General features: G+C 58.0%; 23 protein-coding genes. 15 read left to right on the top strand and 8 right to left on the bottom strand.

All coding sequences use genetic code 11. The features are described from left to right. Positions 1-18 precede the first annotated feature (18 nt). A complete protein-coding gene (locus tag BCM02_RS02845; RefSeq protein ID WP_246183165.1) occupies positions 19-903 on the top strand; it encodes a L,D-transpeptidase family protein in 885 nt (294 codons plus the stop codon). 81 nt (positions 904-984) lie between these two features. On the opposite strand, the gene BCM02_RS02840 is transcribed toward BCM02_RS02845, so the two are convergent. Then, entirely contained in the window at positions 985-2,178 is a 1,194-nt protein-coding gene (locus BCM02_RS02840; protein ID WP_148927516.1) for a ParB/RepB/Spo0J family partition protein, read from the bottom strand. 252 nt (positions 2,179-2,430) lie between these two features. Here BCM02_RS02840 and BCM02_RS02835 point away from each other — a divergent pair, with 252 nt between their 5' ends. The 4 genes from BCM02_RS02835 to BCM02_RS02820 all read left to right on the top strand — a co-directional run bounded on the left by BCM02_RS02835 (position 2,431) and on the right by BCM02_RS02820 (position 5,980). Then, positions 2,431-2,775 (top strand): hypothetical protein, encoded by a 345-nt coding sequence (locus tag BCM02_RS02835; protein WP_148927515.1) that lies wholly within the window; start codon positions 2,431-2,433, stop codon positions 2,773-2,775. Between the two features lie 62 nt (positions 2,776-2,837). Next, entirely contained in the window at positions 2,838-3,038 is a 201-nt protein-coding gene (locus BCM02_RS02830) for a hypothetical protein (RefSeq protein WP_148927514.1), read from the top strand. Between the two features lie 427 nt (positions 3,039-3,465). Continuing rightward, positions 3,466-4,557, top strand: a complete 1,092-nt coding sequence (locus tag BCM02_RS02825; protein ID WP_187433990.1) for a glucosaminidase domain-containing protein — start codon at positions 3,466-3,468, stop codon at positions 4,555-4,557. 235 nt (positions 4,558-4,792) lie between these two features. Continuing rightward, positions 4,793-5,980 (top strand): MFS transporter, encoded by a 1,188-nt coding sequence (locus BCM02_RS02820; RefSeq protein WP_246183164.1) that lies wholly within the window; start codon positions 4,793-4,795, stop codon positions 5,978-5,980. Here BCM02_RS02820 and BCM02_RS02815 read toward each other — a convergent pair. Together BCM02_RS02815 and BCM02_RS02810 are read right to left on the bottom strand one after the other, a co-directional pair. After that, complete coding sequence (locus BCM02_RS02815) at positions 5,977-6,561, bottom strand: class I SAM-dependent methyltransferase (protein WP_148927512.1); 585 nt, start codon at positions 6,559-6,561, stop codon at positions 5,977-5,979. The two genes, BCM02_RS02820 and BCM02_RS02815, sit on opposite strands and share 4 nt — an antisense overlap. 156 nt (positions 6,562-6,717) lie before the next feature. Further along, a complete protein-coding gene (locus BCM02_RS02810) occupies positions 6,718-6,924 on the bottom strand; it encodes a DUF1657 domain-containing protein (RefSeq protein ID WP_148927511.1) in 207 nt (68 codons plus the stop codon). A gap of 140 nt (positions 6,925-7,064) precedes the next feature. Between BCM02_RS02810 and BCM02_RS02805 the strand changes: the two genes are divergently transcribed. From BCM02_RS02805 to BCM02_RS02785, 5 genes are all read left to right on the top strand, one after another. Continuing rightward, positions 7,065-7,925, top strand: coding sequence for a DUF421 domain-containing protein (locus tag BCM02_RS02805; RefSeq protein WP_148927947.1), 861 nt, complete (start codon positions 7,065-7,067; stop codon positions 7,923-7,925). 39 nt (positions 7,926-7,964) lie between these two features. Beyond that, complete coding sequence (gene spoVAC, locus BCM02_RS02800) at positions 7,965-8,423, top strand: stage V sporulation protein AC (RefSeq protein WP_425466147.1); 459 nt, start codon at positions 7,965-7,967, stop codon at positions 8,421-8,423. 7 nt (positions 8,424-8,430) lie between these two features. Next, entirely contained in the window at positions 8,431-9,453 is a 1,023-nt protein-coding gene (spoVAD, locus tag BCM02_RS02795) for a stage V sporulation protein AD (RefSeq protein WP_148927509.1), read from the top strand. Then, complete coding sequence (gene spoVAE, locus BCM02_RS02790) at positions 9,453-9,818, top strand: stage V sporulation protein AE (protein WP_148927946.1); 366 nt, start codon at positions 9,453-9,455, stop codon at positions 9,816-9,818. Before spoVAD ends, spoVAE begins: the two co-directional genes overlap by 1 nt. 312 nt (positions 9,819-10,130) lie before the next feature. Next, positions 10,131-11,441 (top strand): YncE family protein, encoded by a 1,311-nt coding sequence (locus BCM02_RS02785; protein WP_187433989.1) that lies wholly within the window; start codon positions 10,131-10,133, stop codon positions 11,439-11,441. A gap of 177 nt (positions 11,442-11,618) precedes the next feature. On the opposite strand, the gene BCM02_RS02780 is transcribed toward BCM02_RS02785, so the two are convergent. Then, complete coding sequence (locus BCM02_RS02780; protein WP_148927507.1) at positions 11,619-12,404, bottom strand: alpha/beta hydrolase; 786 nt, start codon at positions 12,402-12,404, stop codon at positions 11,619-11,621. Positions 12,405-12,783: 379 nt separating this feature from the next. Here BCM02_RS02780 and serC point away from each other — a divergent pair, with 379 nt between their 5' ends. Together serC and BCM02_RS02770 are read left to right on the top strand one after the other, a co-directional pair. Then, complete coding sequence (gene serC / locus BCM02_RS02775; protein WP_148927506.1) at positions 12,784-13,875, top strand: 3-phosphoserine/phosphohydroxythreonine transaminase; 1,092 nt, start codon at positions 12,784-12,786, stop codon at positions 13,873-13,875. 120 nt (positions 13,876-13,995) lie between these two features. Next, positions 13,996-14,988: a serine hydrolase domain-containing protein gene (locus tag BCM02_RS02770; protein WP_148927505.1), complete on the top strand. Its 993-nt coding sequence runs from the start codon at positions 13,996-13,998 to the stop codon at positions 14,986-14,988. A gap of 10 nt (positions 14,989-14,998) precedes the next feature. On the opposite strand, the gene BCM02_RS02765 is transcribed toward BCM02_RS02770, so the two are convergent. Next, positions 14,999-15,373, bottom strand: a complete 375-nt coding sequence (locus tag BCM02_RS02765; RefSeq protein ID WP_148927945.1) for a glyoxalase superfamily protein — start codon at positions 15,371-15,373, stop codon at positions 14,999-15,001. A 328-nt stretch (positions 15,374-15,701) separates the two neighbouring features. Here BCM02_RS02765 and BCM02_RS02760 point away from each other — a divergent pair, with 328 nt between their 5' ends. Beyond that, complete coding sequence (locus BCM02_RS02760) at positions 15,702-16,664, top strand: D-alanyl-D-alanine carboxypeptidase family protein (protein ID WP_246183163.1); 963 nt, start codon at positions 15,702-15,704, stop codon at positions 16,662-16,664. Between the two features lie 71 nt (positions 16,665-16,735). Next, positions 16,736-17,539, top strand: coding sequence for an AAC(3) family N-acetyltransferase (locus BCM02_RS02755; protein ID WP_148927943.1), 804 nt, complete (start codon positions 16,736-16,738; stop codon positions 17,537-17,539). Between the two features lie 410 nt (positions 17,540-17,949). Here BCM02_RS02755 and BCM02_RS02750 read toward each other — a convergent pair whose 3' ends face one another. Both BCM02_RS02750 and BCM02_RS02745 read right to left on the bottom strand, forming a co-directional pair. Continuing rightward, the gene (locus BCM02_RS02750; RefSeq protein WP_148927504.1) at positions 17,950-19,203 is read right to left on the bottom strand and encodes an MFS transporter; all 1,254 of its coding nucleotides are present in this window, start codon (positions 19,201-19,203) and stop codon (positions 17,950-17,952) included. Positions 19,204-19,262: 59 nt separating this feature from the next. Continuing rightward, complete coding sequence (locus BCM02_RS02745) at positions 19,263-20,249, bottom strand: LacI family DNA-binding transcriptional regulator (RefSeq protein ID WP_148927503.1); 987 nt, start codon at positions 20,247-20,249, stop codon at positions 19,263-19,265. A 272-nt stretch (positions 20,250-20,521) separates the two neighbouring features. Here BCM02_RS02745 and msrA point away from each other — a divergent pair, with 272 nt between their 5' ends. Next, positions 20,522-21,508: a peptide-methionine (S)-S-oxide reductase MsrA gene (msrA, locus tag BCM02_RS02740; protein ID WP_148927502.1), complete on the top strand. Its 987-nt coding sequence runs from the start codon at positions 20,522-20,524 to the stop codon at positions 21,506-21,508. A gap of 58 nt (positions 21,509-21,566) precedes the next feature. On the opposite strand, the gene BCM02_RS02735 is transcribed toward msrA, so the two are convergent. After that, complete coding sequence (locus tag BCM02_RS02735) at positions 21,567-22,166, bottom strand: hypothetical protein (RefSeq protein WP_148927501.1); 600 nt, start codon at positions 22,164-22,166, stop codon at positions 21,567-21,569. Positions 22,167-22,373: the final 207 nt, after the last annotated feature.

Genomic DNA, 22,373 nt, shown 5'->3' with positions numbered 1-22,373 from the left:
GAGGAGTGAGAGGGCTTTTTGCATCCGTTTACACGCAAATGGGTAATGGTGATGATAGCGATGCTCGTGTGCTGCGCGGCGATGTTCCCGGCTGCCGCCCAAGCTGGTTCCGCGCAGGAGGATCTCATCATCGTCAACAAGAAGACGAACAAACTGGCGTATTTCAGCGGCGGCGAGCTGGTGAAGGAGTTTCGCGTCGCGACCGGCAAGACCCCGAGCTTGACGCCCGAGGGCAGCTTCAAGATCGTCAACAAGATTAAGAACCGCCCTTATTATAAGGAGCATATCCCGGGCGGCGATCCCGCCAACCCGCTCGGCGACCGATGGCTAGGCCTGGACGTGAACGGAACGAAGGGAACGACCTATGCGATCCATGGCAACAACAACAAGAAGTCGATCGGCAAATACGTCAGTGCGGGCTGTATCCGCATGTACAACGACGACATTCATTGGTTGTTCGGGGAAATCAAGACCGGGACGGTCGCGTTCATCACGTCCTCGAAGCTGTCGTTCGAGGAGCTGGCGATCAAGCACGGCTACGCGCTCGGCGTGCAGCGGTTCGACGGGACGCTCGTCGTGAACGGCGCGGAAGTGCCGCTGGAACGGCAGCTGCTGAACGCGAACAGCCGTATCTACATGCCGATGCGCGAGTGCTTTGAGATTCTCGGCGCGACCGTGGTCTGGGATGAAGCGACGCGGACCGCGACGGCAACGATCGCAGGCCGGGTCATTACGTACGTGCCGGGCGAAAGCAAAGCCTACGTCGACGGCGAGGCCGTCGCCATCGATCCGAGCCGGTGGGAGAACGAATCGATCATGCTTCCGCTGCGGGGCATCTCCGGATTGCTTGGGTATCAAGTCGAATGGGATTCGAAGAGCAAAGCTATTATTCTAACTTCTTAAATTGGGTTCCAAACACAAAAAGCGTTCCGCTCCGCTATCGGAGGGAACGCTTTGTTGTTGTTGCGCGAGTATCGCGTTTGTCTAGGACGATAACGTGCCGGAGGAGAGCGCATCCTTCGCGTTCGTCCAGATTTGCCGGCTTGTCTCCAGGCGAAGGAGCAGCTCGTCGATCCGGGTGGCCAGTTCCAGCGCTTCATCGCCGGACAGACCGGCAAGCACGCGAAGCTCGGCGTCCGCGACCGCCGCTTGGGATGCGGCGGCTTGAAGCGTCTTCTCCAGCTTGGCTTTGAGCGCGCTCAATTCGGGCGATATCGCAGCCGCGGCGGGATTGGCAACGCCGAATTGCAGCTCGGGCTGCGAGGCGATCACCGGTTGCGATGGTGAGGAAGCCGCGACAGCCGATATCCCGTTTTCTTGCGCTGCGGCCGACGTCGCTGCCTGCTGTGATGCCGCTTGCTTCGACTGTTCCTGCGCCTGCGCGGCCGCAAGCTCTGCCGCTTCCTGCTGTTTGCGCAGCCGCTCTTCTTCCTGGGCGGCTTTGGCTTTCGCCGCTTCGGCGCGGTATTTCTTGTTCTGCTCGAAGGTGGCCCACGTCTCGAGCAGCTCATGGCCGCTCTTGAACAGCAGCTTGTCCTTCGTCGCGTCGGACATTTCCTTATCCTTGAACAGCTTCGCGATTCGCTTGACGTCGCTAACCGGCAGCGCGTCGCGAGCGACGATGAGCGCGAGCGGGTCGCGATGCTCCATCGGCAGATCCTTCAAAGGGAGGAGCTGATCCTCGGTCAATACGCCGGAGCGAATTTCCGTTCCGCTGACGATCAGCTTCTTGACCGCCTTGCCGAATTTCAACAGCTCGCATTTGTTCTTAATATACGCTTCGGTCTTGCCGAGCTTGCCCGCCAGGAACTTGACGGAACTATTGAACTTGCCGCCGTTCAGCAGCTTATTGAACGCCTCTGCCTCCTCGATCGGGGAGAAGCCTTCGCGCGTCAAATTCTCGGCGATCTGCTCCAAGTAGATTTCCGTTTCGTCCGTTACGTCCGTCACGATGCACGGAATCGTCTCTTTGCCGAGCATGACGCTCGCCTTATAGCGGCGGTTGCCGTAGATGATTTTATAACGGCCGTCGCCCGTGTCCCGGACTTTGATCGGCGATAGCAGGCCAATCTCCTCGATGCTGCGCATCAGCTCCTGCAGCGCTTCTTCGCCAAACTGGTAACGCGGCTGATCCTTGTCTTCGTCGATCAGCGCAAGGGGAAGGTTCGTAATATCCATGATTGCGTTGACTCCTATCTTCTTGGCAAATAGGCCAGGCCGTGCCAGCCTGAGCCGAACATACGTTATTATACGGGAAACCGGACGGGGTGGGTAGAGGCGCGCGCAAAAGAGAGGCGATACTTGACGGGAGCGCGATGGCTAGTCGCTGGAACTGAACTTCGATAGCTGGAGAATTTATTTTTGGCGGCCAGTGAACATTCTCGGCTGCTTGCGCGTCCTAAGGACATCAACGAAACGGAGGGATTCAACATGACGAGAACGATTGAATACGGTACGGAGCAGGTTGTCCTTCATTTGAAGGGTCTTCTGAGCGTCGGCGCATTGAAGCGCGAGGTGAGCATTCCATATAAGCAAATTAAACGAATCGCGCTCGAGGATTTCAAAGTGTCGATGCTGCAGTTCCGCGTCGGCACGTCCATCGCGGATATTCGTCAAGGTCGCTTCCTGATCGATGGTCGCTGGTGCTTCGTCTCCTACGAGGACCACCAAGATGTCGTCGTTATCGAGTTGGAAGGCCATGACTTCGCCAAGGTCGTCTTCCAGATCGACGATCCGGAGGACGTCATCGCGCGGATCGAAGCGCATCTCGGATAAGCGCCGGGCGATTCGATTGCCTCCGATGCGTGTAAATACGTATCAAACAGGAGGTGTTGTCCATGACGCAACCACAGTTGTATGATACGAACAAGGTACCCGAGATCGATCCGAAGTCCGTTCCGGAAATGCCGGACAACAAGCAGCCGGAGATCGTGCGCGAGGAACATCGCGAGATCGAGCAGCGCGAAATAACCGAAATTCCCGAGACGGAACTGCCTGAATTACCGGAGTTGCCCGAGAACCGCTACAAGAAGAGCTAGAGCTAATTGATCATAGTAGGACTCCAAAACCCGCCTTTGCGCGGGTTTTTTGCCATTTCGGCTTGTATTGCAAAAGCGCGCCGCGCTGAATGCTGCATGCCCAATCTTTGGATTGGGCACGCAAACCAATCCGCTTTATGGTTGCTGAATGCTGCATGCCCAATCTTTGGATTGGGCACGCAAACCAATCAGCTTTATGGTTGCTGAATGCTGCATGCCCAATCTTTGGATTGGGCACGCAAACCAATCAGCTTTAGTCGGCCAATGTTCGCCCTAATACGCGCCAGACCTGACTTTCGACGCCCCAAATCTGCCACGCGCTACCAAAAGTCGCACCGATGGTGAACATATATCCACGGACAAGAGCGTATAGTGAGTAAATGTAACCGTAAGCTGTAACCTAATCTTAATGGAAGAGGTGAAAGTCTTGCGTAAAAAGCGTTTACATTTCTCATTCTTAAGCGCGATTAGCGTCGTATTGCTGTTATCCATGGGCATGACCTTCGTAATCTCACATAACCGGGTAAATTCGAAAGAAGCGATTGTTTCGTCCGAAGCGGTTCGGCCCGTCGCCTTGGCGGCGCCAACGTCCTATGCGGCGCAAGCGCCTGCCATCCTCGGCGCATCAACCGCCAATTCGGCGCAAGCCGCCGCGCAGCCCCGTGCGGAAGCGGGACGTGCCGCAAGCTCGTCCGGCGCGACAGCGGCTGCAAGCTCGGCAAAGCCTTCGCTGCTGAACGCGAAGACGGCTGCCGCCGCTCCCGTCGTCTACCGCGTGACCGCCTATTATCTGAACGTGCGGGCGAACGGGTACAGCACCTCGAAGATTCTCGGCACCGTGAAGCAGGGCACCGAGCTGCGCGTCGAGAAAGTAACGGACAAAGGTTGGCTGCGGCTGGAAGGCGGCGGCTACGTCCACGGCGGTTACGCCAAACCGGTCGGAGCGTCCGCGCAAACGGCTGCGGCTGTCCTGAAGCGCCCGGCCGCAGTAACCAAGACGGATGCGATGCTGGTCAAGGCCGCGCCGGCGAAGCCTGCCGTCATGCGTCTTGCCCCCGTGAAGCCCGCCAAGCCATCCGAGCCGAGTCAACCGAAGTCGCTGGTGAAGTCGGTATCCGGGCTTAGCGTCGCGCATATCGCCGAAATTTTCGAGAATACCGCACTGGAAGGGCATGGATTGGAAGAGGAAATACTGGCCATCGAAGCGGAATACGGCATTAACGCTTACTTTACCATCGCGGTCATGAAGCTGGAGAGCGGCAACGGAAAAAGCAAGATCGCGAAGAACAAAAACAATTTGTTCGGCCTGAACGCCATTGACGGCGATCGATACAACAAAGCGCTCAAATTCGAAACGAAACGCGCCAGTGTCCGCAAGTTCGGCCAGCTCATCTCCAAGAGCTATATCGGGAAGGGTTATACGACGATTGAGAAAATCGCGCGCAAATATTGTCCCGCCAACCCGAAGTGGCCGAGTCTCGTGACCAAAATCATGAAAGCTGACTATCGAAAATTATAGAACCCCCGGCGAAGCCGAGCCGGCGCGTTCCATTCATACATAGAGCAAGGCCGACAGACAAGACATACATAACGCGCAGTACGCAAAGCCGGAAGCAGACGATCGATCGTCTGCTTCCGGCTTTGTTCTGCTTTTCGCTTTTTTTTGGCCTTGAACGGTTTATGCGTTCTCCGTTACAATGATGAGATGTCTGTCTCCAACTCTATTCTATTTGTCGCAAGGAGTGTTATCCCGTTTGTCGCTTCTTAGATCTGCATCAACGCAAGTTTCCGCCTCGTATCGTTTCGCATGTCTGCTGCTCGTCGTCGTCGTGGCGGGCTCGAGCCAAGGGCTGCTGCTGCCGCTCTTATCGATTCTGCTCGAGCGGCAGGGCATCTCGCCGGATATGAACGGCATGAATTCGACCGCGCTGTACATCGGCGTATTCGCGACGATGTTCTTCATCGAGAAGCCGGTCGGCAAATACGGCTTCAAGCCCGTCATCTTGACCGGAGCTTTGCTCGTGACCGCGGCGATGCTCTTGTTCCCCGTCAGCGGTGCGCTTTGGTTTTGGTTCATTCTGCGGCTGCTGATCGGCATCGGCGATAGCTCGCTTCACTATGCGAGCCAGCTGTGGATCGTCAGCTCCGCGCCGGCCGACCGCAGAGGCCGCTACATCTCGCTATACGGCATGGCATACGGCGTCGGCTTCAGCATCGGGCCGCTCGGCATCAACCTGCTGCCGCTCGGCGAAGCGGCGCCGTTCTTGATCGTCGGCTTGTTCTTCCTCATCGTCGCCGTGATGCTGCTGCGTATTCCGAACGAATCGCCGGAGCGCGCGCCAAGCGGGGAAGCCGCGCAGAACCGGTTCTCGCGCACGTACCGGCTCGCCTGGTTCGTGCTTATCCCAAGCTTGCTCTACGGACTGATGGAAGCGTCCATGAACAGCAGCTTCCCGCTGTACGGATTGCGCATCGATCTGTCCCAGAGCTGGATATCGTTGCTCTTGATGTCGTTCGGCATCGGCAGCTTGATTCTTCAACTGCCGCTCGGCATGCTGAGCGACCGGATCGGCCGCAAGCCCGTGCTGATGGGCTGCGCGCTGGCGGGTTCGCTGGCGTTCTTCCTTGTCCCGCTGGCCGGCGGGAACGAATACGCGCTGTTCGCGCTCTTCGTCGCGGGCGGGGGGCTGGTCGGCTCGTTCTATTCGCTCGGACTTGCCTACGCGGCGGACATTCTGCCCAAGCCGATTCTGTCGACGGCGAACGTGATCGCCTCGATCCACTTCAGCATCGGGAGCATTCTCGGGCCGTCCATCGGGGGATACGGCATCCGGTATGTGTCCGACCATAGCGTGTTCATGCTGCTCGGCGGCGCATTCCTGCTGTTCGGGCTGCTCGGATTGCTGTTCCGTCCGAAGCCCGAAGCGGCGCAGACGGCTTAGTCCGGCTTGAGGTTCTTCCAGGCCAGCAGCGCATCGATCGGCGGGTGATCCGCCCCGAAGCTCTCGACGAACGACTGATTGGTCGCATCATGGAATTCTGTCATGACCAGCACATCATACCCGAGCGCCTCGAATTCTTCCGGCTCCCAGCCGCTATAGTGCGATTGATAGCGATCGCCTTCCAGGCCGTAGTGGTCGACCGACTGCGGGAAGAAACCGCGCGGGGTGAACACGATGATGCCCTCGCGCGCCAGCTGCTCGGCTTTGCGGAGCAGAATCAGACCCGCTTCCTTGTTGAAATGCTCGATTGCGTCGATGAGCGTCACGATGCCGAACGTCTTCGGCAGGAACAGTCGGTCGATGTCCTGGGCGTCGGCGTGCAGCGGAATAATGTGCGGCGAGGTATAGTAGCGATTTTCCAAAAAAGGTCTGTGGATATCGAGCGCGACAATGAGCGGCGAACGGTATTGCTCCAGCAGGATGCCGAGGCCGCTCCCCAAATCAAGCACGGGCGCCTTCGGATTCAGCAGCGTATTGATGTGATGGACGATATCGCGGTCTTTCGTATAATATTTCGCCATGTCCGGCCTCCTTCGACAGTTGCAAGGGTCCATACGATTAGTGTATCGTTCAAGGCGACAATCTGACTGTGCCGTTACCCCGTATATGCAAAAAGAACCCGAATCACCGCGAGGTGGTCCGGGTTCTTCGCGTTGGGACGATTACCGACGCTTACCTTAGAAGCCTTTGTATTGCGGCTCTTCGTTCTCCAGCTGCTGGACGCGGCCGGCGACTTGATCGACGATCGATTGCGTTTGCTGCGCGGCTTGCGCGTACATATCCTTGGCTTCCTGGTTCTGGGTCGCGAGCGCGAACGATTCGAGGCTGGCCTGCGCGCTCTTAAGCGACGCGAGCGTCGTTTTCACTTGATTGGCAACGGTCATGACGTCATCCTCCTTTCGCGTATATCCAACGACTAACATCCCCAACCTGACCGAATAAATTCATCCCACTTTCTCATATTCCTGGACATCGGGCGCAGAATAAGGGCGTGGTTAGGAGGTGACAGGAGGACAGGATGGACATCCAGAATTGGGTTCATATTTTATTCCGTTCGCTCGGCGCGGTCGTGATGCTGTTCGTGCTCACCCGCATTCTCGGCAAAAAGCAAATTTCGCAGCTGACGTTCTTCGAATATGTGACAGGCATCGCGCTAGGCGAAATCGCCGGCTTTCTGTCCACGGACGTGGAGAACTCGTATTTGCACGGGATCGTCGCCTTATCCGTATGGTTCTTCATCCCGTTCCTCGGCGAATTGGTCACGCTGCGCAGCAAGACGCTCCGGGAGTGGTTCGAAGGCAAAGGAACGGTGCTGATCAAGGAAGGCAAAGTGCTCGAGGACAATTTGAAGAAAGAACGGTATACGGCGGACGAACTGCTCGAGCAGCTGCGGACCAAGAGCGTGTTCCGCGTGGCGGACGTCGAATTCGCGACGCTGGAGGCGAGCGGCGAACTGTCCGTATTGCTCAAGAAGGAGAATCAGCCGCTCACGCCCGCCATGCTCGGCATCAAGGTCGCCCCGGAAGAAGAGCCGCAGACGGTAATTATGGACGGGAACATACTGGACGAGCCGCTCGCCGCCATGGGACTTAACCGGGGCTGGCTGCATACGGAGCTGGAGAAGCAGGGCTTTCTGCTCGAGAACGTGTTCCTGGGTCAGGTGGATGCCGCGCATCAATTGTACTTGGACTTATACGATGATCAGGTTCAAGTGCCGGAGCCGCAGACGAAAGCCGTGCTGATGGCAACGCTGAAGAAGTGCGGAGCGGATCTCGAGCTGTTCGCGCTCAGCGTGGAGAACAACGAAGCAAGGCGGATGTACGGGAATTGCGCGAATGCCATGAACGCGGTCATCCGCGACATGACGCCGCTGCTGGAGAGGTAGAAAGGAGGACGTAAGATGAGCTTTGCGTCCAGAAGCAAAATGAAAAAGGTGACGCCGGTCCAGCGCGACTACCAGCTGCTCGCCCAGTCGATCGAACCGACGCGACCGATCGCGCGCAATTGTATGAGAGCGTTCATTGCGGGCGGCGCGATCTGCTTCGTCGGCGAGGCATTGATGAAGGTATTCCAGCGTTACTTCGGCTTCACGGAACAGACGGCGGGCAATCCGACCGTCGCCGTGCTGATTCTGCTCTCCGTAATCCTGACCGCCTTCGGCGTATACGACAAAATCGCGCAATGGGCGGGAGCGGGCAGCGCCGTGCCGGTAACGGGATTCGCCAATTCGCTGTGCTCCGCGGCCATCGAGCACAAGAGCGAAGGACTCGTGCTCGGCACGGGCGGCAATATGTTTAAACTGGCCGGCTCGGTCATCGTATTCGGCACCGTCTCGGCGTTCGCGGTCGGCATCGTCCACTGGATAATCGGGATAAAGGGGTGAACGGCACATGCTGCAAGGGCATCAGAGCTGGCAATTCGAGAACAAGCCCGTCATCATTTCGGCCTCGTCGGTCGTCGGACCCGACGAATCCGAGGGTCCGCTCGCGGAAGAATTCGATATCGGCCACGGGGATCTCATGATTGGTCAGAAGAGCTGGGAGCAAGCCGAGAAGAAGCTGCTCGAGGACGCGGCGACGCACGCGATCGAGCGGGCGAATCTGACGAAGGAACAAATCCAATTCTACATCGGCGGCGATCTGATGAATCAGACGATCAGCAACGGATTCGCCGCGCGTACGCTCGGCATCCCGTATTTGGGCGTGTTCGGCGCCTGCTCGACGTCGATGGAAAGTTTGGCGCTCGCCGCACATATCGTGAACGCGGGTTCGGCAAAATATGTAATGGCCGGAACCTGCAGCCACAATTGCACGAGCGAGAAGCAATTCCGCTATCCGACCGAATACGGGTCGCAAAAACCGCCCACCGCGCAGTATACGGTTACGGGTGCCGGCGTCGCGATTGTCGCGCCGCAGGGGGAAGGCCCCGTCGTGACCCGCGCCACCATCGGGCGGGTCGTCGACATGGGCATCACCGATCCGTTCAATATGGGAGCGGCGATGGCTCCGGCGGCCGTCGAGACGATCGGCGCGCATTTTCGCGACTTTTGCATCACCCCGGGTTACTATGACCTGATCGTCACGGGAGATCTCGGCCAAGTCGGCTACGATATCGCGAATGCTTTGTTCGAGAAACATCGGTTTCCGATCGGGGAAACCGAGTACAAGGATTGCGGACTGATGATCTACGACCGGACAAAGCAGACCTTCGTCAATTCGGGCGGCAGCGGCTGCGCCTGCTCGGCCACCGTGACGTACGGCCATTTGCTCAAGCAGCTGAAGCGCGGCGCGCTGAACCGGATACTCGTCGTGGCGACGGGCGCGCTGTTCTCGCCCTTGTCCTTTCAACAAGGCGAGAGCATTCCGTGCATCGCACACGCGGTCGCCATCGAGAACGGAGGCGGCTCGACATGATGGATTTCGTCTGGGCCGTCTTGGTCGGAGGCGCGATCTGCGTCATCGGCCAGTTAATGATGGATGTCGGCAAGCTGACGCCGGCTCATACGATGACGATTCTCGTCATTGCCGGCGCGGTGCTCGACGGGATCTCGTTCGGCGGCGTCAGCCTATACGACCGGTTCATCGATTTCGCCGGCGCCGGCGCGACCGTGCCGATCACGAGTTTCGGCAACGCGCTCGTCCACGGCGCGACGAAGGAGCTGCAGGATAACGGATGGATCGGCATCCTTACCGGGATCTTCGAGCTGACGAGCGCCGGCATTACCGCGGCGATCGTATTCTCGTTCCTGGCCGCGCTGGTCGCCAGACCGCGCGGTTGAGCGGCCAATGGCGCTTGGAGCAACCCTATCCCTAGATTGCGAATCCATAATGGAGATTAACAACCGGCTGTCGCGCAACGCGATAGCTTTTTTTGCGCTGATTTAGCACATGTTGACGCGTTTACGACCCCTATTACGCTCCAACCGGACAAGCCGATTCTTGTCTAACATGTTCGGACAGGTTGCCGCATATAGATAGAGTTCAGGCGGCGCCAGCTGCGCGGAAGGAATTCGGGGAATCGGAAGGCCAAAGGCCGGGTTCGCGCTCTCCTTTCGCTCATACGATGGAGCATGAAAGGGGAGGGGCAGTCCATGCCGGTATTGGATTCGGGTCTATTGTTCAATCGGACCGAGCAGCGAACGGTGAAGCTCGTCGTGTCGGTCTCCAATATGGGATTGCAGTCCGCTGCGGTCCGCGTCGAGCTGTACACGGCCGACTTGCCCGGCGGCGCGGACGGCTACGGCGCGCTGCGGTTCGCCAGCCGCAAGTACATCCGCCTGTCGTCGTGCGGACGCGACGGATCGGTGTTCGCGGGCAGCTTCGACACGGCGGCGCTGTCCAACTTCGGCGTGCGGCTGACGGCCGACGGTCCAGGCGCCGGGGAGCTGACCGCCACGGTGGCGGAACAATCCGCCGGCGGCGACTATATGCAGCGGCATCTGCTCCAGACGGGTCTTGTACGCATGGACGACTACCAGCTTGCCTACGTGGCCAATCACGCCGAGCATACGATAACCGTTCTCCAGACCGCGACGCATACGCGCTTGGCGACGATCGCGCTGCCAAAGGGATGCCGTCCGCGATTTATGGCGGCTGCCCCGGACGGCGGCTCCGTGTTCGTAACGTGTCAAGGGGATCGCACGGTCAAGCGGCTGCGCTCGCTCTCGTATGATGCCGCCTCCGATATCCGGTTCCCGCGCCAAGCGGTGCCGTATGCGATCGCGCTAACGCCGGACGGAGACCGGCTCTTCGTCTCGACGCTGCTGGAGGACGCGATTCATATTATCGATGCCGAGAGCGGCGCGATTCTGCACGCGGTGCCGCTGCCCGAATCTTGCGACGCGTCGGCGATCGCGATCTCGCCGGACGGGGCCAAGGTGTACGTCTGTCTGACCGCCGCATCCAAAATCGTCATCTTGGATGCGGACTCCGGCGACATCCGGACGATTATCCGCTTATCGGAAGGGAGCCAGCCTTCCTCCGTGGCGTTCTCGCCCAGCGGCGAGCTCGTCTACATCACGGACGTGCACCATAACGGCGTGCTCGTGCTCCATACCGAAGGCCACGGCGTGGCGGCCAGGCTCGATACGGGCGTTGGAAGCAAGCCGCATGCGATCGTCTTTACCCCCGACGGTTCCTTGGCGTATGTGGCGAACCGCGAAGGGGACGAGATTACGGTCATCAACACGGCCCGACAGGAGGTGCTGACGAGCATCGAATTGCCCAGCGGCAGCAGCGCCAATGGGATGACGGTGTCCAGCGACGGGTCGAAAGTGTACGTCCCGCTGCTCTCGTTCGGTTATGTGGCGGTCATCGACGTCCAGAGTCAGCAACCGGTCGCGATCGTGCCTTCGGGAAGCTTCCCGTCTTCGGTCGTCATTACGAGCTCTCCGCCGGTGTAGGCAGGCGCCGGACCAATCGGGCACGAAGGATCGACAATTGCTAGATGATCGCAAAGCAGATTTCCAGTCGAATCGCAAAAAACAAAGGCCGCGCAAGCGTCATCGCTTGGCGGCCAATTTTGCATAGGCTAGGTTGCACCCTTTATTCTGTACCTCTTCCTTGATTTAAGCAGTTCCTTAAGACTCTTTCTTGGTCAGCGGAAGCCAGTTCAGCACGCGCTGGATTTGACGGTCCCAGTAGCCCCACTCATGCTCGCCCGGTCCTTCTTCATAGGTGAGCGGCAGTCCAAGCTCCAGCGCCTCGTCGCGAAACCGCGCATTGTCGTCGTAGAGGAAATCTTCCGTCCCGCAGCACTGGTACAGCAACGGGAGACGGTCGTTTCCTTCGGCCGCGCGCTGTTTGGCTAGTTCGAAGAGGTCGTTCCCGCTGCCGTTAAAGTCGCTCGCGCTGCCGAAGATGCGCGAGGCTTCTTCTTTGTTCTGCTCGATGAAGAAGCGGGCGTCGAGCGCGCCGGACAAACTTGCGGCCGCCGTGAACCGATCCGGATGCGACAGCGCAAGCTTGAACGCGCCGTAGCCGCCCATCGACAACCCGGCCGCGAAATTGTCTTCTCGCTTATCCGAGATCGGGAAGAAGGAGCGGGCTAGCGCCGGCAGTTCTTCGCTTATGAAATCCCAGTAATTGTAGCCCTGCTTCATGTTCGCGTAGAAGCTGCGGCCGACGGCCGGCATGACCACGGCGATGCCGAGCGAGGCGACGTATCGCTCGATCGAGGTGCGGCGCAGCCAGATCGTATGATCGTCGGACAAGCCGTGGAGCAAATACAGCACCGGATGGCGCGCCTCGCCTGAGCTGGCGGATGCCATGCCGATCTGCGTTGTCGTCCGCTGCGGCAGGATGACGTTCATCGAGACGGATACGCCCAGCGTCTCGGAATAAAAGTCGCATTGCATGAGTGCCATGTAATCGAAAGCCTCCTTCTGCATAAAGCAGCGTAGTTCAAGATGGCCATACTCGTCCATTGTACCACGATTACCCAACAGCGGATTGACATTGAATCTGCGACGAGTATAATCAGGATTAACTTTACACCGTCATAACGCCTATGAAGAGCATCCAACTCGGAGGCGTTCTCGTCAAGCGCGCGATGCTAGCCGCATCCGTTAGCCTAAGTGAACCGGGTTTCGCCCGTTATAGCGGACCAAAGCGGGTCGGACCCGCCGATACAGTCGGCAGCCGATCAAGTTGGGTGGCACCGCGAGCAGACGCTCCTCGTCCCAATTCAGGGATGATGGAGCGTCTTTAGTTTAACTATTGACTCGCGAAAGGCGGAGAAGAACGATGAACAGACGGCATAATTTCAATCCGGGACCGGCGGCGCTGCCGCTGGAGGTGCTTACGCAAGCGCGCGAAGAAGCAGTCGAATACGGAAATCGGGGAATGTCCCTCATGGAGATGTCGCACCGCTCGCCGGAAGTGGAACGCATGGTCGAGGAGACGAGAGAACTGCTTCTGGGGCTGCTTGGGCTCGATGACCGCTACGAGGCGCTATTCATGGCCGGCGGGGCGAGCGCGCAGTTCGGGTTCATTCCGATGAATCTCGCGTCCGCGGAGGCGCCGGGCAACTATGTGCTGAGCGGAAGCTTCGCCGAGAAGGCATATCTAGAAGCAATGCGAGCAGGCGCTGCCGTCGCCGCCGCCTCGTCCAAGCAGACGGGCTGGCGCGCGATTCCGAAGCTTGCGGACATTCAGCTCGCGGAGCACGCGGCTTATTTGCACATGACGACCAACAATACGATCGAAGGCACGCAGCTGCGCGAACTGCCCGACGTATCCGCGAACGTGCCGCTCATCGGCGACATGACGAGCGATATCCTGAGCAGGCCTTTCGATTACGCGCGCTTCGGCTTAATCTATGCGTCGGCGCAGAAGAACCTCGGTCCGGCCGGCGTGACGGCCGTCATCATACGCCGGGATCTAATCGAACGCAGCGCCAAGGCCGACATCCCGCATATTTTCCGATACGATACGTTCGCCCAGCACGATTCGCTCTATAACACGCCGCCCGTTCACGCGATATGGATGATGAAGCTCATGCTGGAATGGACGCGGAACCAGGGAAGCTCCGAGGTTCTCGGCGAGCGGAACGCGCGGAAAGCCTGCCTGCTGTACGACGCGATCGACGCTAGCGGGGGTTTCTATGAAGGGATAGCCGCCGCAGAGAATCGGTCGATGATGAATATCACGTGGAAGCTGACGGATGAGCGGCTGGAGGCGTCGTTCCTAGCGCAGGCGGAGAAGAACGGCTTCGAGGGACTAGCCGGACACCGGAGCGTCGGCGGCTTGCGGGCTTCGATCTATAATGCGGTTCCGGAGGAATCCTGCGCCGCGTTGGCGTCGTTCCTTCGCGAGTTCGTCCGCAATCATGGCTGATCGGAGCGCTCCGATCAGTGGACTACCGGACGGAAGGCTCTTCTGGGAACGACGGCCGTGTTCATGATATAGGCAGCGGTGGTAAAAGATAAGCAAAACCGGCACAAGGAGCTGATAACGATGCAATCGACGCTAACCGATCCGCTCCAAGCCGAAGCGCGTCCCGATGCCTTCGGCTTCGCCGGCCGTCGGCTTGAAGACCTGCAAGCCGCATGCGCGGCATGGAAAATCAAAGACGTCGTCGTCGTGAAGGACGGCCAGCTCGCGCTCGATGTTCACGAGAGCGGCCAAGACCGCCTGGGCGCGATCTACTCCTGCACGAAGAGCGTCCTCTCGGCGCTGATCGGCATCGCGCTGGCGCGCGGAGAGATCGGCAGCCTGGACGACGCGGCGCTCGATTATTTCGAAGACATCCGGCTCGCGGATGACGATCCGCGGAAGCGGGATATCCGCATTCGGCATCTGTTGACTATGACGCCGGGTTTCGACTGGCCGGAATTCGACAAACCATACTGGGCGATGAAGCGTACCGGGGATTGGGTTCAATATGTATGGGAGCGTCCGATCGGCCATGTGCCCGGCGAGGTGTTCACGTACAACTCGGGCGGGTCGCATCTCTTGTCCGCGATATTAAGTAAGGCAACAGGTATGAGCGTCTACGAATATGCCGATCTTCATCTCTTCCGCAAGCTCGGCTTTCGCAAGCCAAGATGGAACGAATCGGGCGGCGTGCACGAAGGCGGGGCCGGCATGCACCTGACGAGCCGGGACATGGCGAGATTCGGGCTGCTGTATTTGAACGGAGGCCGCTGGGCAGGCGAACAGGTCGTGCCCGAGTCTTGGGTACGCGAATCGCTCCAGACGCATCACAAAGGCTTCAGCCATTACGAGCCCCCGATCTTCGGCGCCTACGGCTATCATTGGTGGGTATCGCCGCAAGCGCATAACGGCCATATCGATTGTTATTTTGCGAAAGGATACGGCGGGCAGTACATATTCGTCGTACCGGAGCTTGAACTCGTCGCGGCGCTGCGGAAGGAACCGACGGACAAGAGCGAAGCGATCTATGCGAAGAAGCTGCTGTTCGAGCATGTACTGCCGGTCATGGGGTGAAATCTAGCTGCTAGTTAGCTTCCGACGTGGCTGCCGGCTGGCTGAATACGATTCGGTTGCCGAACGGATCGGTAACCGTCACGTCCAAGCTCCCCCAAGGCGTCTCCTCCAAGCCCGGCTTGGCAAAGCGGTAATTCGAGGCATGCAGCTGGCCGTGGAAAGCGCGAATGCCGTTCACATGCACGATGATCGCCGATCCCGGCGTCGCATCGCCGTGGTGCTCGGATAGATGCAAGGCAAGTCCGTCACGCGATACTTGCATGTAGAGCGGGAAGTTCTCCTCGAAGCGGTGCTCCCAGTCTTTCTGGAATCCGAGATATTCGCAGTAGAACTCGATTGCCTTCGGGATATCGAAAATGCGCAAAATAGGGACGATGGCTTTCATCTCGCAAGCGGAGCTAGCAGTTGACAAGGGAATCACTCTCCATCACATAGAATTGAACGGTGCAGGCTTATCGTGTCATTGATGCTCCTTGGCTGTCAAGCGACGGCAGACGTATCTCTTGGCTAGTTATACGGTTTGGCAGTAAGACAGGTTGGCGCGCGCTTCGCGTACGTCGCCTGTCTTTTTTGACATGCTCGCCAGCGACGCAGACGATTCCGGTGCAACTTTCGCGGCTTGTAAATCGTCTTACCGCATAGGAAGAAGCGGACTTGACGCTTAGAGCGGTTCGATCGCGTTAGAACGAAGCGGAATAGGAGGAAGGTCGTTCATGAATCGGATGAGAAAATGGAGAAAACCGGTCGCCGCGCTGCTCGCTGCCGCCGCCGGCTTCTACCTGATCTCGCATTGGGACGCCCTGCAGGCGAAGGCGCCTCGCGTTATCGCCAAGCTGACGGATGCCATGGCGGGCGGAGCGGGCCGCGGCGCCTACGTCGGTCAGTTGAATAGCGAAGCGGCCGTCTTGGTCGACGAACGGACAGGCGTCGTCTTGTATGCCAAGAACGAGCATGAACGGCTCTATCCGGCCAGCACGACGAAATTACTTACCGCCTTAATCGTTCTCGAGCGACACGACCCGAACGAGTCGGTCACGATCGGCGATGAAGCGGTCAGCCGGCTGCCCGACGAGAGCACGGCCGGCTTGAAACAAGGGGACCGCATGACCGTACGGGACTTGATCGCCGCCATGATGCTTCCTTCGGGTAACGATGCCGCGCGGACCTTGGCCCGATATGCGGCCGAGCGCGATGCGGGTCGAGCGTTGACGCGGACGGACAGCCAAGCGTATTTCGCCGGCATGATGAACGATCGGGCGGCAGCGCTCGGCGCGGACGATTCGCATTTCGTCAATTCGCACGGGCTTCATCACGCCCAGCATTACACTACGGCTGCAGACCTGGCCATCATCGCGCGCAAAGCGAGAGGGAACGCCCTGCTTCGCGAGATTGTCGCCGAGAACGAATATCGCGCCGGACAAGCAGACGAGCCGCAGACGTTCGTGAATCGGAACAAGCTGCTTCAGCCGGACAGCGGCTATTATTTTCACGGCGCGGACGGCATGAAGACAGGCTACACCGCCGAAGCGGGCTACTGTCTCGTCGCCTCCGCCAAGCGAGGAAGCGGCAGTTACATCGCCGTCGTGCTTAAGTCCCAGTCCGATCAGGTGTGGCTGGACGCGCAGAAGCTGCTCGCGTACGGATTCGAACGCAAGAAGAGCGGTTCGGCAAGTTGACGGTTTTCCTTTCTCCGTTATATGGTGGAGAGAAACATGCTTGTATGCCATAGAAGGAGAAGATTTCGTTGATGACATTCGATGAATATAAAGCCCCGCTTAGCGCGTCGTCGATCGCGGAGGCGCTGCGGATGCTTGGCGTACGCGAAGGCGATACGTTGATCGTTCATTCGTCGTTGAAGGCGTTCAACCGCTTCCTGATCGGAGGCGCGCCTGCCGTGCTTCTAGGCGTCGAGTCGGCGGCAGGGGACGGCGGGACGGTCGTCATGCCCGCGCACAGCGGCGATCTCTCCGATCCGGAACGGTGGGAGAATCCGCCGGTTCCGAAGGAATGGTGGGCGGACATCAGGGCGAATATGCCGGCGTTCGATCGGGATCTAACGCCAACGTTCGGCATCGGCGCGGTGGCGGAGACGTTCCGCAAGCAAGCGGGTACGCTGCGAAGCGGGCATCCGCAAGTTTCGTTCTGCGCGCGCGGGCCGAAAGCGGAATGGTACACCGGCGAGCATCCGTTTGACGACGGGCTGGGCGAGCGATCGCCGTTGGCTAAGTTATATGAAGACGACGCGCGCATACTGATGCTTGGAACCGGTCATGATCGCAATACAACGCTGCACTTGGCGGAATACCGCGCCCGTTACGGCAGCAAATCGTTCCAAACGAACGGAGCCCCCGTGTTCGTGGACGGCATACGGGAGTGGCGGACGTTTCATGATATCGCGCTGTCAACCGAGGATTTCGAAGCGATCGGGCATGCGTTCGAGCAAGAGCGCGACGAGGTGTCGAAGCGCGAAATCGGAGATGCCGTCGCCAAGCTGATGCCCGTCCGGTCGCTCGTGGATTTCGCGGTGTACTGGATGGAGAGATATCGATAGAGAAGCTGATTGGTTTGCATTCCCAATCCAAAGATTGGGAATGCAGCATTCAGTAAGGGATACCAGCCTCCTTTCCGCATCGCGGGATCAGGAGGCTGGTTTGCGGGGCAGGGGAAGAGCGGCCTGCGATTGGGCCGCGTCAGAAGTGGCTTATTGAGAAGGGAGGAGGCGGGCATATGGCGAAATCGGATCTTCGCGAGGTTGAGGACATCTTCGTCGCCTATCGGAAGGAGAATTCATCCGGAATATATATATATAAGTTTACATAATTATGTTTATGGAGTGTAGCTAATCGTGTCATTCGCGGACAGTTTCGTCCGGTTCGCCGCTTGTTGAATGTCCGGCGATTCCGAGCCAAGAACAAGAATGAATAGCATGAGTAGCGTAGAATGCGGCGTGCCATAGGATTGTTATTGATATCCCCGGATCGCCTTGAGCCCAAACCATGCTGCCGTGGCAGCCGCAATCAAGCCGAATCCGCTAACCAGCAGCACGTTCGAAGCTCCATAGCCATCCGCTAGCGCGGCCATGATCGTAAGTCCCAGCGGGGGCGCCACGCTCGTAAGCGAGCCCAATATGCCGAACATGCGTCCCTGAAGCTCGGAGGGCACTTCGATGCGCATGATCACGTTGACGAGCATCGTACAGAACGAGAAGAACGTGCCGACCGCGAGAATGATCGGAATTGCGCCCAGGGCATTCGGCATGATCGCGATCGCGATATACAACGGCCCCATCGCCAGCAGGCTGCCGAGAATCCATATGCCGCGATTCCTGGGCCGTCGGGACAAGCCCATGATCGTCATCGCGCCAAGCGCATAACCAAGCGGAATGGCTGCTTCGATGAGTCCGAAATGCACGGGGCTAGCTTGCCAGACTTTGACCGCCATGACTTGAATAAGCATAAGATTGGCCACGAAGAACAACAGGACGATCGTCGTCAGGAACGTAACGCCTCTGGCGAACGGATCGGACCATACCCGCCGGATGCCTTCCAGCCAATCTTGGCGAAAGCTGGATTTCTCCGCTTGCACGCGCTTCGCTTGCGGGAATTGTCCTGCCGCGAGCACGAGCAGAGCTGACAAGCCAAACAGGATGGCATCGGTTACGATCGCCGTCACGCCGCCGAACTGCGCCACGATATAGCCCCCAATCGCCAGTCCCGATATTCGGGCCGCGTTGTCGGCGATATTCATGATGCCGGCCGCTTGCTGAACGCGATCCCGCCCGACCAAATCCGTAATGCTAGCTTGCGAGGATGGGGATTGCAGCAAGCCCGCGACGGCGGACAGGGCGGAAAGCGCAACGATCCAGACGAATGGCTGATCCAGCTTCAGCATGACGATGGCGATTCCAAGCACGATTACGAACCGTACCGAGTCGCATAGCATGATCAAATGCCTGCGGTTCAACCGGTCGGCGATCGTTCCGGCAACGGATCCGAGCAGCAGGCTCACCACCATATGAGTGACGGTGATCAGCGACATCTTGGCCGCGCTGCCCGTCGTTTGAAGCACCCATAGGTTCAGGGCAATGCTGTGAAAGCAATTGCCGAACACCGACAAGGTAGATCCGGTGAAGAGCAGCATGAACTTGCGATTGCGATGCAGAGGTTTGGAACTTACGGGTAACGCAGACGTATCCGGTGAGGTCGGAGCGAACATGGGTCATCGACAACTCCTTTGCTTAATCGTTTAAGTTGCGGGAAGGAAAGGCAGACGAGTTACACGGAGGACTTATCGTCTGCCGGAATCCATACCATTTTGGGCGAACGTTCGGGTAGGGTATGGCTCAAATGTTGCATCATTAACCGACATGCCACTTCAGCTTTATCCGGCCGAAGGAAGACGGTCTTAATCGAGGAGGGCAGCAAACTTTCCATACCGTTCACGCAAACGACGGCCAAACGCTCGTGTGCGATATAGCCAGACGCAATGACGCCCAGCAGCTCGCCAACGACAAGCACGTCGCGACGTTCCTCGGCCAGTCGGTCTAGGTAAGCGGCGATATCCGTTATGTTGTGGTACATCACCTGTAGGCATTGAATATGTTCCGTACTAGCGAGACTAGATAGACTCTCCTGAATGAGCCTATTCATGCCGCGATTGTGGAACTGTTCGGCAAGCAGCGCAACAGGCTTCGCATGTTCAGCATCGAGCGGAAGCCGGCGATTAGCGAGCAAGGAATGCGCTTGACGCAGCAGGTCGCCTAAGTCCGGTACTACTTTATGAAATAGATTATCTTCGATGATGCTGTCGATCACGACGAGCGGCACGCCCATCGGGAATCGTTCCGAGATCGCGTAGAAGGCCGACTCCTGGACATCCAGCAGGAACACGCCGTCCAACTTGCGTTCGAGCACGATATCAAGTTGAGGATCATTCGCATCGAGCGATGCCACGAGGACATGATAACCTTGCGCGGTCAGCAATATTTCGAGCTCTGCGATGAATTGTTGACGCGGAACGGTTCGCCAATAGGCCTCGTGGGGCAGCCGGTTAACCAAGATTCCGATCATCTTCGTCTGACCCTTCACGAGGGATTTGGCCATCAGATTCGGCACGTAATTCAACCGTTTCGCCGTCTCGCGAACGAGGCGTTTCGTATCGTCGGGGATTTTCTGATTTTGCACGTCGTTCAGAATATAGCTGACGGTCGCGACGGATACGCCGGCTTCGCGGGCGATGTCTTTCATCGTTGTTTTTTTCAAGCGTTCACCTCTTCGCTCATCACTTAATCGTTTAAGCAAAAAGATAGCATGGATTTGGCGTGATGTCTAGAGGACGTCGGGCAGGTCTGTTTATTAGACTCTGTTTCGCTCAATACCGGTGTGTAGGTAGGGACGTGAAAATCAGCAGCAATAATGGTTAACATAACTATGTTTAAGTAAACTAATTATGATTTGCGATCTTGGCCAAGTTTTAACTCCAAGCGAATCTGGTGTATCATGAGAGAAGACTATTGAGAAGGAGGTCCTTGGCTATGCAACAATCCCAATCCCCATCGCCGCGCGAAGAGCTGGCAGTCTTCGCCGGAGGATGCTTCTGGTGCATGGTAACCCCGTTCGAAGAAATGCCCGGCGTCATCCGCGTCACTTCCGGATATATCGGCGGACATACCGAGAGTCCAACCTATGAGCAGGTGTGCAGCGAGACGACCGGCCATGCCGAAGCGGTGCAGATTGCATACGATCCGGCGCTTATGCCATACGAGAAACTGCTGGATATCTTCTGGCGCAGCGTTGATCCGACCGATGAAGGCGGCCAGTTCTTTGACCGCGGTTCGTCGTATCGCACGGGCATTTTCTATTATACGGAGGAACAGCGCCAACAGGCCGAAGCTTCCAAGGAAGCGCTCGCCGGCAGTGGCCGATTCTCGAAGCCGATCGTCACCGAGATCGTGCCGGCGACAACCTTTTATTCCGCGGAAGAGTACCATCAGGATTACCACAAGAAGAATCCGTTCCGCTATAAAATGTATCGGAAAGGCTCGGGCCGCGACGCCTTCCTGAAGGCGCATTGGAACAACGATCTGGATAAAGCCGAGCTGAAGAAGCGCTTGACCAACCTGCAATACGAGGTCACGCAGAATAGCGCGACCGAACCGCCGTTCCGCAACGAGTTCTGGAATAATCACGAAGAAGGCTTGTACGTGGACATCGTCTCCGGCGATCCGCTCTTCACGTCCATGGACAAATACGATTCGGGCTGCGGTTGGCCAAGCTTCACGAAGCCGATCGCGCAAGGCACGGTCACTGAGCATGAAGACTTAGCCCATGGCATGGTACGCATCGAAGTCCGCAGCAGTCAGGCGGATTCCCACCTCGGCCACGTATTCGACGACGGGCCGATCGAGACCGGAGGCTTGCGTTACTGCATTAATTCGGCCGCGCTCCGATTTATTCCGAAATCGGCTTTGGAGCAAGAAGGGTACGGCGCTTACCGGAAGCTTTTTGACGAAGAAGAATAGAACGGAACACAAAAACACGCCAGCGCTGGCGTGTTTTTTGTCTGTAATCGGGATAATTCTAGCAAACCGAGAATAGAACTTGAAAGTCGGGCACCGCGCAAGGCGTCGAGAACGGCGCGCAGTAGCCGACGACAAAGCCGAAGAAATTCGCGGCCGGCCAAATGAGATACACGTCCGTGAACGTGAAGGCCAGCGTCCATTGAAAGTAACAGGAACCCGGGATGACGCGTTCTTCGTCCGGACGCGAGGTGAAGCTGCCCGTTTGCGCAAGCTGCAGGGCGTGCTGAAGCGATTGCGGACGCTGTTGAATGAAGAGACGGAGCAGCCCTGGATTCGATTTGAGCAGCTGATATACGCCTAACAATGCCACCGGCGGCGCGCCTTGCGGTCTCGGGTGAGAGGCGAGGATGCCCGTCAGATTGGCTTGCGTCAGCGTACCCGGTTGAATCGGCGGGACAAGCCCTCCCGACTGCTGGGGGAACGGGAACGGCGTCAACGTGCCAGGGACGAACGGCAGCGAACCGGATGACGGCGGCGGCGTTAACGTACCCGGTACGAACGGCTGACCAGGAGAGAAGGGATTAATAGGCGGCGAGAGCGGGAATTGGGACGGCGTTTGAAAGCCGCGCGGCGCGTAAGCAGGGGTGTTATCCATCAAAATGACAAGCTCCTTTCCGATTGGGCGTGTATTTGTCAGCATAGCGTATGCAGGCGGCAACCCAATGGTTCGAACCAGGGAGGGGATTTAACAATTTCTTGAGGCGGTTGTAACCTTTTTGAAACATATCGGACCGATGCTTCGTTTATAGTGGTAATAACGGGCGATGAATCTTGTAACGCCGGAGACGTGCTGTTCTATTCTGGG

Origin of the sequence: Paenibacillus methanolicus, from assembly GCF_008124765.1 — a bacterium.
GTDB classification, from domain to species: Bacteria; Bacillota; Bacilli; order Paenibacillales; family Paenibacillaceae; genus Paenibacillus_Z; species Paenibacillus_Z methanolicus.
This window is presented reverse-complemented; position numbering and strand designations above follow the sequence as displayed.

Coding starts and splice junctions, on each gene's coding strand:
- BCM02_RS02810 (WP_148927511.1), bottom strand. CDS start 6,924: ATGACCGTTGCCAATCAAGTGAAAACGACGCTCGCGTCGCTTAAGAGC.
- BCM02_RS02750 (WP_148927504.1), bottom strand. CDS start 19,203: ATGTTCGCTCCGACCTCACCGGATACGTCTGCGTTACCCGTAAGTTCC.
- serC (WP_148927506.1), top strand. CDS start 12,784: ATGAACAGACGGCATAATTTCAATCCGGGACCGGCGGCGCTGCCGCTG.
- BCM02_RS02815 (WP_148927512.1), bottom strand. CDS start 6,561: ATGGCGAAATATTATACGAAAGACCGCGATATCGTCCATCACATCAAT.
- BCM02_RS02840 (WP_148927516.1), bottom strand. CDS start 2,178: ATGGATATTACGAACCTTCCCCTTGCGCTGATCGACGAAGACAAGGAT.
- BCM02_RS02760 (WP_246183163.1), top strand. CDS start 15,702: ATGAATCGGATGAGAAAATGGAGAAAACCGGTCGCCGCGCTGCTCGCT.
- spoVAC (WP_425466147.1), top strand. CDS start 7,965: ATGAAAAAGGTGACGCCGGTCCAGCGCGACTACCAGCTGCTCGCCCAG.
- BCM02_RS02765 (WP_148927945.1), bottom strand. CDS start 15,373: ATGAAAGCCATCGTCCCTATTTTGCGCATTTTCGATATCCCGAAGGCA.
- spoVAD (WP_148927509.1), top strand. CDS start 8,431: ATGCTGCAAGGGCATCAGAGCTGGCAATTCGAGAACAAGCCCGTCATC.
- BCM02_RS02780 (WP_148927507.1), bottom strand. CDS start 12,404: ATGGCACTCATGCAATGCGACTTTTATTCCGAGACGCTGGGCGTATCC.
- BCM02_RS02755 (WP_148927943.1), top strand. CDS start 16,736: ATGACATTCGATGAATATAAAGCCCCGCTTAGCGCGTCGTCGATCGCG.
- BCM02_RS02830 (WP_148927514.1), top strand. CDS start 2,838: ATGACGCAACCACAGTTGTATGATACGAACAAGGTACCCGAGATCGAT.
- BCM02_RS02835 (WP_148927515.1), top strand. CDS start 2,431: ATGACGAGAACGATTGAATACGGTACGGAGCAGGTTGTCCTTCATTTG.
- BCM02_RS02785 (WP_187433989.1), top strand. CDS start 10,131: ATGCCGGTATTGGATTCGGGTCTATTGTTCAATCGGACCGAGCAGCGA.
- BCM02_RS02770 (WP_148927505.1), top strand. CDS start 13,996: ATGCAATCGACGCTAACCGATCCGCTCCAAGCCGAAGCGCGTCCCGAT.
- spoVAE (WP_148927946.1), top strand. CDS start 9,453: ATGGATTTCGTCTGGGCCGTCTTGGTCGGAGGCGCGATCTGCGTCATC.
- msrA (WP_148927502.1), top strand. CDS start 20,522: ATGCAACAATCCCAATCCCCATCGCCGCGCGAAGAGCTGGCAGTCTTC.